This is a genomic window from Roseivivax halotolerans (assembly GCF_900115815.1).
Classification (GTDB): Bacteria; Pseudomonadota; Alphaproteobacteria; order Rhodobacterales; family Rhodobacteraceae; genus Roseivivax; species Roseivivax halotolerans.
On the sequence record NZ_FOXV01000003.1, the window covers coordinates 201507 to 216209 of the forward strand.

Genomic DNA, 14703 nt, shown 5'->3' on the forward strand with positions numbered 1-14703 from the left:
CGCGCCCCTACACCTTTTCGAAGCGTGCCGCGTCGCGAGCGGACCAGCGAACGGTCAGGAGATAGCCGTCCGCGTCCTGCACCTCGGCCTCGACCAGCCCTTTTTCGAAAAGCCAGGCGCGCTTGCGGCCTTCGGCAAAGGGCAGGCGCAGCTCCTCGATCCGCATCTCGCCTTCGAGCCGGTCCGCGATCGCGTCGAGTATCGGCTCCATCCCCTCGCCGGTCCAGGCGGACAGGGTGAAGATGTCAGGCTCGCGTGCGGCACGTTCGGCGAAACCGGCGCGGGCCTCGTCATCGAGCTGGTCGACCTTATTCCAAAGCTCGAGTTGCGGAACGGTCTCGTCCACGCCGAGCGAGGCCATGATCGCGCGCACGTCGGCGGCCTGCTCCTCGGAATTGGGATGCGCGATGTCGCGGACATGCAGGATGAGATCGGCTTCCAACACCTCTTCGAGCGTGGCACGGAAGGCGGCGACCAGTTCCGTCGGCAGATCCGAGATGAAGCCCACCGTATCCGACAGGATCACGTCGAGCCCGTTGGCAAGCTTCACGCCGCGCATTGTCGGGTCGAGCGTGGCGAAGAGCATGTCCTTGGCCATCACCTCGGCCCCGGTGAGCCGGTTGAACAGCGTCGACTTTCCCGCGTTCGTGTAGCCCACGAGCGCGACGATGGGATATGGCACCTTTGCGCGCGCGGCGCGGTGCAGCGTGCGGGTCTTCACGACCTTTTCGAGCTGCCGGCGCAGGCGCACGAGCTGCTCGTCGATGGCGCGGCGGTCGGCCTCGATCTGGGTCTCGCCGGGGCCGCCGACGAAGCCGAGCCCGCCCCGCTGACGTTCGAGGTGGGTCCAGGCCCGGACAAGGCGCGTGCGCTGGTAGGACAGATGCGCCATCTCGACCTGCAAGACGCCCTCGCGGGTCGCGGCGCGGTCAGAGAAGATCTCGAGGATGATGCCGGTCCGATCGAGGATCTTGACCTTCCACGCCTTCTCGAGATTGCGCTGCTGCACCGGGGTCAGCGGGCCATCGATCAGCACGAGCTCGATATCGCTGCCTTCGAGGCTCTCGGCGATCTCGGCGATCTTGCCCTTGCCGAACAGCTCTCCGGGCTGCGGCTCGCGCAGTGGCACCACGGTCGCGCCAGCCACGACGAGGCCCGGCAGCGCCTCGGCGAGCGCGACCGCCTCATCGAGCGCGATTTCCGCATTGCGGCGGTCGCGGTCGGACTTGATGTCGGGGTGCAGCACCCAGGCGCGGGTGGTGCGGGTCTGGTCGGGCGTCAAGATTCCGAGCCGTCCCCGTCATAGAGGTTGATCGGCTGGGCCGGCATGATCGTGGAGATCGCATGCTTGTAGACAAGCTGCGACTGTCCGTCGCGGCGCAAAAGCACGCAAAAATTGTCGAACCAGGTAATCACGCCCTGCAATTTGACGCCATTGATGAGAAAAACGGTCACCGGGACCTTGGTCTTGCGGACGTGATTGAGAAATGCGTCCTGAAGATTCTGCTTATCGGAAGCCATTCAAAAGCCTTTGTTCTTGTCAGTGCCGGGGCCCGGCACGCCCTCGTTTCAAAAGAGTATGGTATGCTGGCCTGCGACTTTCCAGAGGGAATCTGAGAACACAGCGGTCGGGCGCGGTCAATCGCGCCAGAGATCGGGGGTCACCAGAACAATGATCGCGAGAACTTCAAGCCGGCCGAGGATCATCGCAGCGGCAAGCGCCGCCTTGATCCCTGCCCCGTATTGCGCGAGCTGGATCGGCATCTCGGTCGCCAGAGACACGATCGGCCCGGTATTGGTGAGCGCGGCGAGCGTCAGCACGTAGGCCCCCTCGAAACGCAGCCCGAGCGCGGAGAAGACCATCACCATCGCGGCAATGGTCAGCGCGAAGATCATGAAGAACACCCATGCGATGAGCGCCCCTTCCCGGCGGACCCGGCGCGACAGCAGCCCAGAGCGGCCCACCGAATGCGGGTGGATGAGGCGCTCGAGCTCACGCCGGCCGTTGAGGTAGAGGATGAAGACGCGCAAGAGCTTCACCCCGCCCGCGGTCGTCGCCACGCCGCCGCCGATCAAGGCCAGCCCCATGAGGATGAGCCCGGGCGTCTCCAGCCCCGACCAGCCCTGCGAGCGGGCCCAGTCCATGCTTTCGAACCCGGTCGTCGTCAGGAAGGACAAGGTCGTGAAGGTCGCGCCCCAGAGTGCGGCGAGCGCCATCGGGATATTCTCTTCCGCGCTCATGTCGAAGGACGCGGCCCAGTGACGGAAGAACAGGATCGTCGGCACCGCGGCGACGATCAGGATCCCCATGCGGAACTCGGGATCGTACCAGAGGCCCTGCCGCCGGGCTGCCGAGGTGTCGTTGGAGAAGGTCAGGCGCGAGAGTGCGAACAAAAGAAACAGGAAGATCAGGGCCTCGCCCGCATGGCCCGACGATGCGCCGGACAGCCCGCCCACCGGAGAGATCGCGGAGGTCGCGAGCGTCGACATGGCGTGGCAGATCGCGACGAGCGGCGGATCACCTGCCGCCAGCAATCCCAGCCACAGGGCCAGCGTAAGACCCACATAGGTTGGCACCAGCGCGTGGATCGCGCGCGCGAGGCGCTGCCGCGGATCGGCGCGATCCCGGTGCGCGGCGCCCGGCGCGGTCGACTGGCCCGGTTCCGACACGGCGGTCACCTCGAAGCCGCCCAGGGTGAGGGGCGCGAGGATCGCGGCGGCGGCGATCCACATCAGCAGCCCGCCCAGCCAGCCGACCTCGGCCCGCCAGAGATGCTCGGCCGAGGACAGACGCTCCGGCGTGAAAAGCGAGAGCCCGGTCGTGGTCAGCGCCGAGACCATCTCCACGTAGGCGTTGATGAAACTCGTCGTCCGCACCGCCTCGTGGAATGGCACCGCAAGAAGCGCGGGCAGGACCGTGAAAACGAGAAGCAGCGACAGAAGCTGGCGCAAGGCGCTGCGATTATGCTCGCGGGCGGATTGCGCGACCGCGATCAGCGTGATCACGATAAGCGACATGAGCCCGGCATAGAAAAACGCGCGTGCGTCGTGAAAATCGCCTTCCAGCAAGGCCAGAGCCGCAGGCGCGAACATCGCGACCGCACCGACAGCCGCGATCAAGAGGAACAGCGGAAGAGAGAGAAGCCGCGCCATGCCGCCCGTCAGAAAAAGTCGATGGAGACCTGCAGCAGTGTCTCCACCGCGGGCACGTCCTTCGACAGCGCGAAGATCACGATCTGGTCGCCTTCCTCGACGCGGGTGCTGCCGCGCAGCTTGACCACGTCATCGCCCTTCCGCAGCGCGGCGACGAGCACGCCTTCGGGGAAATCGATGTCCCGGATGCGGCTGCCCGCGATCGGCGAGGTCGAAAGCACTTCGGCCTCGATCACCTCGGCCTCCGCATCGCCGATGGAATAGACCGCGCGCACCCGTCCATGCCGGATATGCCGCAGGATCGAGGAGACGGTCGTCGCGCGCGGATTGATATAGGCGTCGATGCCGAGCGGCTCCATCATCGCGGTCAGCGTCGGGTCGTTGATGAGCGCGATGGCCATCGGACAGCCCTCGGCCTTGGCGCGCACGGCCGCGAGCATGTTCGTCTTGTCATCGTCGGTGACGCACAGGACCGCATCGGCCCGGTCGATATTGGCCTCCGAGAGAAGCGAGGTGTCGAGCCCGTCGCCATAAAGGACGATGGTCTTCTCGAGCTCTTCGGCGGCGCGTTCGGCAGCGCGGCGGTCCTTTTCGATGACCTTGGCGCGGATGCGGTCGGTGCGCTCCTCGAGGGCGCGGGCGACCATGAGGCCGACATTGCCGCCGCCGATCAGGACGACGCGCTCCTGCTTGCGCTGGGATTTGCCGAAGACCTCGAGCGTGCGCGTGACGTCATCGCGGTGGACCATCACATAGACGCTGTCCCCGATGAAGATCTGGTCCTCGGGTTCGGGCGCGAAGAGCGTGCCGTCCCGGCGGACACCGACGACAACCGCGCGAAGCGTCGAGAAGAGATCCGTCAGCTGGCGCAGCGGCGTGTTCACCACGGCGCAATCCTCTTCGATCGTCAGACCGAAAAGCCGCGCCCGCTCGTCGAGGAAGGTCTCGGTGTCGAAGGCCGAGGGCGCACCGAGACGCTGAAGCGCGGCATCCGCAACCTCGCGCTCGGGCGAGATCACAACGTCGATGGGCAGGTGGTCGCGGCGGTAGAGGTCGGAATAGATCGCGTCGAGATAGCTCTGCGCCCGGAGACGCGCGATCTTGCGCGGGATCGAGAAGATCGAATGGGCCACCTGGCAGGTGACCATGTTGACCTCGTCCGAATGGGTCGCGGCGATGATCATCTCCGCATCCCGCGCCCCGGCCCGGTCGAGCACGTCCGGATAGGAAGCGAAGCCCGCAATGCCCTGCACATCGAGCGTATCGGTGGCGCGGCGCACCAGGTCGGGGTTGTTGTCGACGACGGTGACGTCGTTGCGCTCACCCGAGAGGTGGCGGGCGATCTGCCAGCCGACCTGGCCGGCGCCGCATATGATGACCTTCATGGGGCATCCTGAAAGAAACTGTGCTTGGCCCCCGGTCTGACACGGGGGCGCGGGTCGGTCAATCGAGCCCGGCGGCCTGAAGACGGGAGGCGGCGGAGGGGGCGTGCCGCCCCCTCTTCGGGGCATGCCGCCCCGAATTCACCCCCGCCGGTATTTTTGCCAACCCAAAGACCGGGACGCCGCGTGACATTCATGCGTCACGCGGTCTGCCGGGCGGGTTCCGGCTCTGCCTCGTCCTCGTCCATATGGGCGATGCGCGCGCCGCCCTTGGCGGAGGTCACGACACCGAGCGACTTGAGCTTGCGGTGCAGCGCAGAGCGCTCCATCCCGACGAAATTCGCGGTGCGGGAGATGTTGCCGCCGAAGCGGTTGATCTGGGTCAGCAGGTATTCGCGCTCGAAAGCTTCGCGCGCCTCGCGGAGCGGCATCGTCGCCAGCGTGCCGGCGAGGACGACGCGGCCCTCGGCATCGCCGCCCGGCGCGCTTTCCTGCGGCAGCTCATGCGCTTCGATCGGTCCGCTGCCATCCCCGAGGATCAGGACGCGTTCGATCAGGTTCTTGAGCTGGCGCACATTGCCCGGCCAGACCATCGTCTGCAGAAGCGCGACCGCATCGCCGGCAAGATCGCGGCGCGGCAGGCCCTGCGTCGCGTTGCATTGCGCGATGAAGTGGTGGGCAAGGTCCGGGATGTCCTCCCGGCGGTCCTCGAGCGAGGGCACTGCGATCGGCACCACGTTCAGGCGGTGATACAGCTCCTGACGGAACCGGCCCGCGGCGATCTCCGCCTCGAGGTCGCGGTTGGTCGAGGAGATCACGCGCAGATCGACGCGCACCTTGTCCTGGCCGCCGACGCGGGTGAATTGTTCATCGACCAGGACGCGCAGGATCTTGGACTGGGTGCCGAGGGGCATGTCCGCCACCTCGTCGAAATAGACGATGCCGCCATGGCCCTGTTCGAGAAGCCCCGGCTCGACGCCCCGGTCCGGCGTCTCGCGGCCGAACAGCACCTCTTCCATCGTCTCGGGCGTCACGCCGGCGCAGTTCACGGTCACGAACGGGCCCTGGGCGCGGCCCGAATGGGCGTGAATGTAGCGCGCGGCCACTTCCTTGCCGCAGCCTGCGGGCCCGGTGAGCATCACGCGCCCGTTCGATTTCGTCACCTTGTCGAGCTGACCGACGAGCCCCTTGAAGGCGGCGCTTTCGCCGATCATCTCGGCGATCTCGGTCTCGCGGCGCTTGAGCTTGTGGTTCTCGCGGCGCAGGCGCGCGGTTTCCATGCCGCGGCGGATGACCACGAGAAGCTGGTCGATATTGAAGGGCTTCTCGATAAAATCGTAGGCGCCCTGCTTGATCGCCGCGACGGCGATCTCGATATTGCCGTGGCCCGAGATGATGACGACGGGGATGTCGGGATTGTCGCGTTTGACGGTCTTGAGGATGTCGATCCCATCCATCTTGCTGTCTTTCAGCCAGATGTCGAGGATGATGAGCGAGGGAGGCTCGCCGTTGATCTCGGCCATGGCTTCGCTCGAATTGCCCGCAAGACGGATCGAGAAGCCCTCGTCCTCCAGGATGTCTCCGATCAGCTCGCGAATATCGCGCTCGTCGTCCACGATCAGAATATCGCCCATCTCAGTCATACCCTTTTATCATACCGTTTCTTCTGCTCGCTCGCCCGGCCCTTCGGCCTGTGGCACCTCGGAGGCGGGAAGGCGGATCACCGCCATCGCCCCCCTGTGCGCTTCGGCTCCAAAGGCCGGCGCGTCGTCGAGAGACAGCGTTCCGCCGTGCTCCTCGATGATCTTCTTCACGATGGGCAGGCCGAGGCCGGTGCCCTTCTCGCGGGTCGTAACGTATGGCTCGAAAAGCCGCGCGCGGTCTTCGGGCAGACCGATCCCGTTATCGGCGATCGTGATCTCGGCACGCTCCTCCTCGGCCATGCGGAGCGCCACGCGGATCTCGGCGGCCTCGCCGTCCGGCATGAGGCCCGTCTCGCGGCGGCTTTCGATCGCCTCTCCTGCATTCTTTATCAGGTTCGTCAGCGCCTGGCTGATCATCGTCGCGTCAAGTTCGGCGGCGAGTGGGCGCGCGGGCAGATCGAGCGTGAAGCGCACGTCGGGCTGGCCGGCTTCCTGCAACAGCACCGCGCCGCGCAAAAGATCGGTCAGATCCTCGGGCTTGCGCTCGGGCTCGGGCATCCGGGCGAACTTGGAGAACTCGTCGACGATGCGCCGCAGGTCCGAGGTCTGGCGTGTTATGACATCGGTCATCTGGTTCAGCCGCTCGGCCTCCTCGGGCGGCAGGCCGCGGGAGAACTTGCGCTTGATGCGCTCAGCGGAAAGCTGGATCGGTGTCAGCGGGTTCTTGATCTCGTGCGCGATCCGCCGGGCCACGTCGCCCCACGCGGCCATCCGCTGCGCCGAGACGAGGTCGGTGACGTCGTCGAAGGCCACCACGTAGCCCTCGAGGCTGCCATCCTCGCGGCGGCGCGTGGACATCCGCACGAGCAGATGCTCGAGCCGCCCGTCGCGGCTGACCTTGACCTCTTCCTGCACCACCTCGTTGCCCGTCTCGATCAGCCGGTCGAAGAGCGGGCCGAATTCGGGCACGGCGACGTGGATGGGATGGCGCGATCGGTCATGCTCGAAGCCCAGAAGACGCTCGGCCGAGCGGTTCACGAAGGTCATCCGCCCCTCGGCATCGAGGCCCGCAACGCCCGAGGTCACATTCGAGAGAACGGAATCGAAGAGCCGCTGCCGGCGCTCGATCTGGCGGGTATTCTCCAGAAGCCGCTCGCGCTGACCTTTGAGCTGCCGGGTCATCTGGTTGAAGTAGCGGCCGAGCATGGCGATCTCGTCATCGGCCTCCTCTTCGCGAACCTGCACGTCGAGATCGCCCGCCCCGACGCGTTGCGCCGCCCCGGCGAGCTGGCCCACGGGCCGCGACAGACGTTCGGCGAACCACAGCCCCGCCCATGTCGCGGCGAGGATCAGAAGGAGCGCGAAGCCGAGATAGAGCAGCGCGAAGTCGAAGACCCGCCTGCCCCGCTCGCTTTCCTGCTGCTGATAGAAGCGCGCGGTTTCCTGCGTGTCATCGAGAAGATTCAGGATGCCGCCATCCACCTCGCGGCTGACATAGAGAAAGCGATCGACGAAGGCGGCAAGCGGCACAAGAGCGCGAAACTCGTTATTGTCCCAATCGGCGATCACCGCGACGCCGCTGTTGCGTGCCTGGCTGAGATCGGCGGCGTCCGGCTCCTCGTAGTCGAAAAGGTAAGAGCGTTCGCCGCGGGCCCGGATTTCGCCCTGCCCGTCGATCACGTAGGCCTCGCGAAGCCCGCGCTGGATCTGCGCCTGGCCCGAGCCAAGGAGCTGGCGCAACTCGCCCTCGTCCATGAAGGGCTGCGCGCGGCGGTTGGCATCGAGAAAGCGCCCGAGTGCCTGCGCGTCCTCGATGAGATCGCCGCGATGCTCTTCCTCGTAGGCCTCGGCGGCGGAGAGCGAGGCACCGACGACGTTCTGCACACGCGTCGAGAACCACGTTTCGAGGCCGATATTGATGGTGAGCACCGCGAAGACGGCGACGGTGATCGTCGGCAGGAGCGCCATAAGCGCGAAAACGCCGGTCAGGCGCAGGTGCAGCCGGCTGCCTGCGGATTTCGCGCGCCGCGCGGCAACGAGGCCCGCAACCCGGCTCAGGACCAGCGCGGCGATCAGGAGGACGTAGACAAGATCGGCCAGCAGCACGAGGCGCAGCGACAGGTCGGAGCCGTCGCCCTGCATCGGGCCGAGAACGAGATAGGTGCAAAGCGCCAGGACCGGGCCAAGCGCCACGAGCCCCAGCGTCGCCGCATTCTGTACGCGCCTGAGACGCCGCATCTGTGCGATGCGCGCCCAGCTCCAGTTACGTGCCCGAGTGGCCACAGCCGCCCCTCGTGATATGAGGCCGCTTTGCGCGGCCGACCGCCATATATTGTGGTCTATGCGGTGCCTAAGGCATCGCCGCCACGGTTCTGTTGCGGTTTTACATCAATTTGCGGCGTCGTGTCACGCGAATATCGAGATCCGTAATCTTTTTCCGAAGCGTATTTCTGTTGATTCCCAGAAGGTCGGCACATTTCGCCTGATTGCCGCCCGTCGCTTCGAGCGCGATTTCGAGAAGCGGGGCTTCGACCTCGCGGATGATGCGGGTATAAAGCCCCGGCGGGGGCAGCATGTTGCCATGCAGGTCGAAATAGCGCCGCAGGTGCCTATGAACGGAGGTGCCGAGCTTCTCGCCCTCCCCGCCCCGCATGATCGGACCGGTCTCGGGCTGGTTGCCGAGCACCGCCTCGACCTCGGCGCGGGTGATTTCCTCTGTCCTCGACGTCAGGCTCAGACGCCGCGCGGTATTTTCAAGCTGGCGCACATTGCCCGGCCAGGAATAGCTGCGGAAGAGCTCCGCCGCCTCGGTCGACAGCCAGCGATGCGGGCCGCCCTCGCGCTCGATCCGGGCAAGGAAATGCTCCGCGAGAAGGCCGATATCGTCGACGCGTTCACGCAAGGAAGGCACGTGGATCGTCGCGCCCGACAGCCGGTAGAAGAGATCGCGGCGCATCGTGCCCTCCTCCACGTCCTGCCCGAGATCGTTCTGGCTGGTGGCCATGAAGCGCGGCGCGTGATCGCCCGGCGCATCCATCATCCGCACGAGGCGCGCCTGCACCTCGGCATCGAGATCGCCGACCTCGTCGATCAGGAGCGTGCCGCCCCGGACCCGCGCCAGCACCCGCGCCGGACCTTCGAGATCGGACAAATCCGCGCCGGTGACCGAGACAAAGGGCAGCGTGCGGCGGTCGGAGAAGTCGTGAATCGCCCGCGCGATCAGGCTCTTGCCGGTGCCGCTCTCGCCCGAGATCAGGACCGGCAGATCGGTGTTCATCACCTTCGCCACGAGCCGATAGAGTGCCTGCATCGCGGCGGTCTTGCCGACGAGCGGCAGCTCATCGGGCCCGTCCGCATGCTCTATGGCCTCATCGCGGCGCGGTGCGCGGTTGCGGTTCTCGAGCGCCTTGGCCGTGCGCTTCATGAGATCCGGCAGATCGAAGGGTTTGGGCAGGTAGTCGTAGGCTTCGGCCTCCGCCGCCTGGATCGCCGTCATGATCGTGTTCTGCGCCGAGATCACGATGACCGGCAGGTCTGGCCGGTCCTGGCTGATCTTGGGCAGCATCTCGAGGCCGTTGCCGTCCGGCATGACCACGTCCGAGATCACCACGTCGCCCTTGCCCTCGCCGACCCAGCGCATGAGGGTCGTCAGCGACGAGGTCGCATGAACCTTGCAGCCCGCGCGCGTCAGCGCCTGGGTCAGAACCGTGCGGATCGTGCGGTCGTCATCGGCGACCAGGACCGTTCCATCCATCACTCACCCTCCTTCGCGTCTTTTGGTGCCAGCGGCAACGAGATGCGGAAGAGCGTGCGCCCCGGCACGCTTTCCACGGAAATCCAGCCGTCATGGTCGGAAATGATCTTCGAGACGAGCGCGAGACCGAGCCCCGTGCCGTTTTCCTTGCCCGAGACGAAGGGATCGAAAATGTCGCCCTTGATGTCGTCCGGCAGGCCCGGCCCGTCATCCACGACCTCGATCTGGAGCGGCAGCAGCTGCCCCGAGCCGTCCGCGCGGCGCAACCGGAAGCTGTGCTCGTAGAAGGTGCGAAGGCGGATGCGCCCGCCGTCCTTGGGATCGGCCGCTTCGGAGGCGTTCTTGAGAAGGTTGAGGACCACTTGCAGAAGCTGGTCGGGATCGCCCCAGGCCAGCGGCAGCGACGGATCGTAATCCTCGATCATGTTCATGTGGCCGCCGAAACCGAGCAGCGCCGACCGCCGCGCCCGGTCGAGCACGTCATGGACATTGACCGCGCGCTTTTCAGGCCGCGAGAGGTTGCCGAATTGCTCCACCTGCTCGAGCAGCTTCACGATGCGGCGCGTCTCGCTGACGATGAGGTCCGTGAGCTCGAGATCGTCCTTCTCGAGGCCCATCGACAAGAGCTGCGCCGCCCCCGCGATGCCCGCGAGCGGGTTCTTGATCTCGTGCGCCAGCATCTCGGCCATGCCGATGGCGGATTTCGCGGCGGATTTCACCGAATGGCTTTGCGTGATCCGTCCGGCCAGTTCGCGCGGCGAGATCAGAACGATCATCCATCCGGGCGTTCCCGCAAGCGGCGCGATATGCAGCGAGCAGACAAGCGGCGGACGCGAGCCCGTCCCGACATCGACGTCGTTGACGAAGAGCGGCGTGCCGTTTTCCCGGGCCCGCAGGAAGCTCTCCTCTATCGGGGCATCCACGGCGAGCCTGTCCCAGATCGGCTGACCGACGATCCATTTCGCCGAATTGTTCATGAAGCCTTCGGCGGCGGGATTCATGTCGGCGATATTGTCCGACGCATCGATCAGGAGCGCCGGAACCGGCAGCGAAGACCAGATCGAAAGGGCGAGCGCGGTGTTCATGCGGCGCGGCTCTCCTCGGTCTCGGACAAAGCCGCAGGCAGCTGCGAAAGAACGGCGGCGGGCGATTGCGCGGTCAGGATCTCGCGGCGGAGCGGGCCCGGCGTGCCCGCGACATCCATATACCATCCCAGATGCTTGCGCGCGACGCGCAGCCCCAGATCGCTGCCATAGAAGTCGAGCATCGCCTCGTAATGCCCTGACACCATGTCGGAAAACGCGCACCCACTCGGCACGTCCGGGAGCGAGCGACCGGCAAGACCCGCCGCCACCTCGGCCAGAAGCCAGGGACGCCCCTGCGCGCCGCGTCCGATCATCACGCCGTCGCCGCCCGAAGCCGCAAGCGCCCGACGCGCGGGCGCCGTCCCGGTGATGTCGCCATTGGCGATGACGGGAATGGAGACGGCCTCCTTCACGGCGCGGATCGCGGACCAATCGGCTGCGCCTTTGTAGAACTGGCAGCGCGTGCGGCCGTGGATGACGATCATGCGAATGCCCGCACCTTCGGCACGGCGCGCCAGATCGGCGGCGTTCAAGCTGCGCGCGTCCCAGCCGAGCCGCGTCTTCAGCGTGACCGGGATCGAGACCGCCCCTGCCACCGCCTCGATCAGACGCATCGCGTGATCGAGATCGCGCAGAAGCGCGGACCCCGAATAGCCGCCGACGACCTTCTTGGCCGGGCAGCCCATGTTGATGTCGACGATCTGCGCGCCTGACGCCTCGACGAAACGCGCAGCCTCCGCCATCCAGTACGGATCCCGGCCCGCAAGCTGAACCGATATATTCGCGAGCCCGAAGCCAAGCTCCGCTTTCTCGCGCGTGGCCCATTTGCCCTGCACGAGTTCCTGGCTCGCGATCATTTCACTCACGACGAGGCCCGCGCCGAACCCCGAGACGAGATTTCGGAACGGCAGGTCCGTGATCCCGGCCAAGGGGGCCAGCAAAACCGGAGTGTCGAGGTCTCTGTCGCCGAGTCGCAAAATATTCGCCCGCTGGTCATCTACAGGTTTGGGCTACTCTCGCATCGCGTGTCATTCAACGGCCCTTGCTGCGTCCGCGCCAAAAAACCGGGCGACCGCCTGTTTTTTAGGCACCGTCTGGCGAGTTGCGGAAGACTGGACGCTCTCATAAGGATATCGCGCAGGGAGAAACGCCGGATGTCCTACGCCGCAATCATCGTCGCCGCCGGTCGCGGCACCCGCGCCGGGGGCGGTGTGCCGAAGCAATGGCGCGAGATCGCTGGCAAGCCGGTCGCGCGATGGACGCTGGAGCGGTTCGCCGATGCCCATTTGGTGATCCTCGTGATTAACGACACGGACCGACAGGTTGCGTCTGACGCCACCCAAGGCATCGACGTGCAGCTCGTGACCGGTGGAGAGAACCGAGCGGCATCGGTCCGGGCCGGGCTGGAAGCGGCGGCGGAGAGCGGCGTCAGAGACGTGCTTATCCACGATGTCGCACGGCCCTGCGTGTCTTTAGATGTGATCGGCAACGTGTTGGCTGCGCTTGAAAACTCCGAAGCTGCCGCTCCGGCGCTCGCCGTCACCGACGCGCTCTGGACCGGGGCGGACGGAATCGTCACGGGAACCACGGCGCGCGACGGGCTGTTCCGGGCACAGACGCCGCAGGGCTTTCGCCTCAAGGCGATCCTCGCCGCGCACCGCGCCCACGATACCGAGGCCGCGGACGATGTGGAGGTCGCGCGCCGCGCCGGCATGAATGTCGCCATCGTCGCGGGTTCGGAAGACAATCTGAAAATCACCGGGCCGGAGGATTTCGATCGCGCCCGCGCCATATTGGAGAGACAGAATGGACATCCGCCTCGGTAATGGCTTCGACGTCCACCGCTTTCGGGACGGCGACCATGTCATCCTCTGCGGCGTGAAAATACCGCATTCTCAAGCGCTTGACGGCCACTCCGATGCCGATGTCGGGATGCATGCGGTGACGGATGCGCTGTATGGTGCCTTGGCCGAGGGGGATATCGGGCAACATTTCCAGCCCTCCGATCCGCAATGGAAAGGCGCGGCCAGCGAGATATTTCTGGACCACGCGGTGAAACTGGTTCGATCACGCGGGTTCGAGATCTCGAACATCGATTTGACGCTGATCTGCGAGCGCCCCAAGATCGGGCCACATGCTTCTGAAATGAAAGAAAGAATGTCCGAACTCATGACCCTTGACGCATCCCGCATCTCGATCAAGGCCACGACCTCCGAACGGCTGGGCTTCACCGGTCGTGAAGAAGGCATCGCGGCCATCGCTACCGCAGCGCTGGTGTCGGCATGACCGGGATGATCGTCACCCTGTTCGGCGTCGGGTATCTGCGCCCGGCGCCCGGCACCTGGGGCTCGCTCGCGGCGCTGCCGCTTTACTGGCTCCTCTACCAGATGGGCGGCTTTGTCCTGACGCTCGTTGCGATCGCGATGGTCGCGGTCCTGGGGGTCTGGGCGATCGGGCGCGAGACGGTGAAACGCGGCCAGCACGACCCGTCCGAGATCGTCATCGACGAAGTGGCGGGGCAGTGGATCGCCCTTCTTCCAGTGGGTTACGGGGCGTACTTCACAGGCTCGGACGTGTTGGCACTCTGGCCCGGCTGGATCGCGGCCTTCCTCTTCTTCCGGCTCTTCGACATCTGGAAGCCGTGGTTCGTCGGCCGCGCCGACCGGATGGAAACGCCGACGGGCGTCATGCTCGACGATTGCGTCGCGGGAGCCTTTGCGGCGATCTCGACCTTCGCGCTCGGCGCGCTCTGGCACGCGGTGTTCCTATGAGGCCTGCAGCACAGGAAGTGTTGCGCCTGGCGAAGGCGAAAGGCGCGACCATCGCCACGGCGGAAAGCTGCACGGGCGGCATGATCGCGGCAGCGCTCACGGACATCGCCGGATCCTCCGCGGTGTTCGACCGAGGCTTCGTTACCTACTCCAACGCTGCAAAAACACAGATGCTGGGCGTGTCGGACGCCACGCTTGTCGCGCATGGAGCCGTCTCCGAAGAGGTGGCGCGGGAGATGGCCCAAGGCGCTTTGGATCGTGCCGGTGTGACACTCGCCGTGTCGGTCACAGGGATCGCAGGGCCCGGCGGATCGGAAACGAAACCGGAAGGGCGGGTCTGTTTCGGTCTGGCAAGCGACCGCGGAGTTGCCACGGAAACCGTCGAGTTCGGCGCGCTTGGCCGCGAACAGGTGCGCCGGGCGAGCGCGGAGCACGCGCTGGCCCTCCTGATCGCGGCGCTTGAAGGCTAGCCGTAGAGGGCCGCGGCCCGTCGCTCGAAGGCGCGCACGATCCGCTGCATCGCCTCGTAGAAGAACATACCGGCAGCCCCTTGCAGGATTCGGTTCTTGAACTCGAAATCCACGAAGAAGCTGACTTCACATCCGCCGTCCACATCCTTGAATTCCCAGCGACTTTCCATGTAGCGGAACGGGCCGTCGAGATATTCGGTGTCGATCTTCTTCTCATCCGGCCAAAGCGTGACGCGGCTGCCGAAGCGCTCGCGAAACACTTTGAAGCTGATGACGAGGTCGGCCAGCATCACCGTCTTGTCGCCCTGCTCCTCGGTAGAGCGGATGCGCGCGGCAGCACACCACGGCAGGAATTCAGGATAGGACTCGACATCGGCCACGAGCGCATACATCTCGTCCGCGCCGTATGGCAACGTCTTGGTTTCGGAATGCTTTGGCATGCGCC

The 14703-nt window shown here is 65.8% G+C and carries 12 protein-coding genes and 1 pseudogene; 3 read left to right on the top strand and 10 right to left on the bottom strand.

The window, feature by feature from the left end:
* Positions 1–7 precede the first annotated feature (7 nt).
* The 9 genes from hflX to dusB form a co-directional block, all read right to left on the bottom strand.
* On the bottom strand, positions 8–1282 hold the full coding sequence (hflX, locus tag BM171_RS05960; RefSeq protein ID WP_245760195.1) for a GTPase HflX: 1275 nt from the start codon (positions 1280–1282) through the stop codon (positions 8–10).
* Positions 1279–1521 carry an RNA chaperone Hfq gene (hfq, locus tag BM171_RS05965; RefSeq protein WP_093009920.1) on the bottom strand — a complete coding sequence of 81 codons (243 nt, stop codon included), beginning with the start codon at positions 1519–1521 and terminating at the stop codon, positions 1279–1281. Before hfq ends, hflX begins: the two co-directional genes overlap by 4 nt.
* Positions 1522–1638: 117 nt before the next feature.
* Positions 1639–3153: a potassium transporter TrkG gene (locus BM171_RS05970; RefSeq protein WP_093009921.1), complete on the bottom strand. Its 1515-nt coding sequence runs from the start codon at positions 3151–3153 to the stop codon at positions 1639–1641.
* A gap of 8 nt (positions 3154–3161) precedes the next feature.
* A complete protein-coding gene (gene trkA / locus BM171_RS05975; protein ID WP_093009922.1) occupies positions 3162–4538 on the bottom strand; it encodes a Trk system potassium transporter TrkA in 1377 nt (458 codons plus the stop codon).
* Between the two features lie 197 nt (positions 4539–4735).
* Positions 4736–6169 carry a nitrogen assimilation response regulator NtrX gene (ntrX, locus tag BM171_RS05980; protein WP_093009923.1) on the bottom strand — a complete coding sequence of 478 codons (1434 nt, stop codon included), beginning with the start codon at positions 6167–6169 and terminating at the stop codon, positions 4736–4738.
* An 18-nt stretch (positions 6170–6187) separates the two neighbouring features.
* A complete protein-coding gene (locus BM171_RS05985; protein WP_093009924.1) occupies positions 6188–8416 on the bottom strand; it encodes a sensor histidine kinase NtrY-like in 2229 nt (742 codons plus the stop codon).
* A gap of 145 nt (positions 8417–8561) precedes the next feature.
* Positions 8562–9932 (bottom strand): response regulator, encoded by a 1371-nt coding sequence (locus BM171_RS05990; RefSeq protein ID WP_093009925.1) that lies wholly within the window; start codon positions 9930–9932, stop codon positions 8562–8564.
* Positions 9932–11017 (bottom strand): two-component system sensor histidine kinase NtrB, encoded by a 1086-nt coding sequence (locus BM171_RS05995; RefSeq protein WP_093009926.1) that lies wholly within the window; start codon positions 11015–11017, stop codon positions 9932–9934. The genes BM171_RS05990 and BM171_RS05995 overlap by 1 nt, the downstream gene beginning before the upstream one ends.
* Positions 11014–11994 carry a tRNA dihydrouridine synthase DusB gene (gene dusB, locus BM171_RS06000; protein ID WP_093009927.1) on the bottom strand — a complete coding sequence of 327 codons (981 nt, stop codon included), beginning with the start codon at positions 11992–11994 and terminating at the stop codon, positions 11014–11016. Before dusB ends, BM171_RS05995 begins: the two co-directional genes overlap by 4 nt.
* Before the next feature lie 177 nt (positions 11995–12171).
* On the opposite strand from dusB, the pseudogene BM171_RS19160 reads away from it, so the two are divergent.
* The 3 genes and pseudogenes from BM171_RS19160 to BM171_RS06015 all read left to right on the top strand — a co-directional run bounded on the left by BM171_RS19160 (position 12172) and on the right by BM171_RS06015 (position 14258).
* Positions 12172–13303 (top strand): annotated as a pseudogene (locus BM171_RS19160) (bifunctional 2-C-methyl-D-erythritol 4-phosphate cytidylyltransferase/2-C-methyl-D-erythritol 2,4-cyclodiphosphate synthase).
* A complete protein-coding gene (locus BM171_RS06010; RefSeq protein WP_093009928.1) occupies positions 13300–13788 on the top strand; it encodes a phosphatidylglycerophosphatase A family protein in 489 nt (162 codons plus the stop codon). Before BM171_RS19160 ends, BM171_RS06010 begins: the two are co-directional and overlap by 4 nt.
* Positions 13785–14258, top strand: coding sequence for a CinA family protein (locus BM171_RS06015; protein WP_093009929.1), 474 nt, complete (start codon positions 13785–13787; stop codon positions 14256–14258). Before BM171_RS06010 ends, BM171_RS06015 begins: the two co-directional genes overlap by 4 nt.
* Here BM171_RS06015 and BM171_RS06020 read toward each other — a convergent pair.
* A complete protein-coding gene (locus BM171_RS06020) occupies positions 14255–14698 on the bottom strand; it encodes a type II toxin-antitoxin system RatA family toxin (protein ID WP_093009930.1) in 444 nt (147 codons plus the stop codon). The genes BM171_RS06015 and BM171_RS06020 overlap by 4 nt on opposite strands.
* Between the last annotated feature and the right edge of the window lie 5 nt (positions 14699–14703).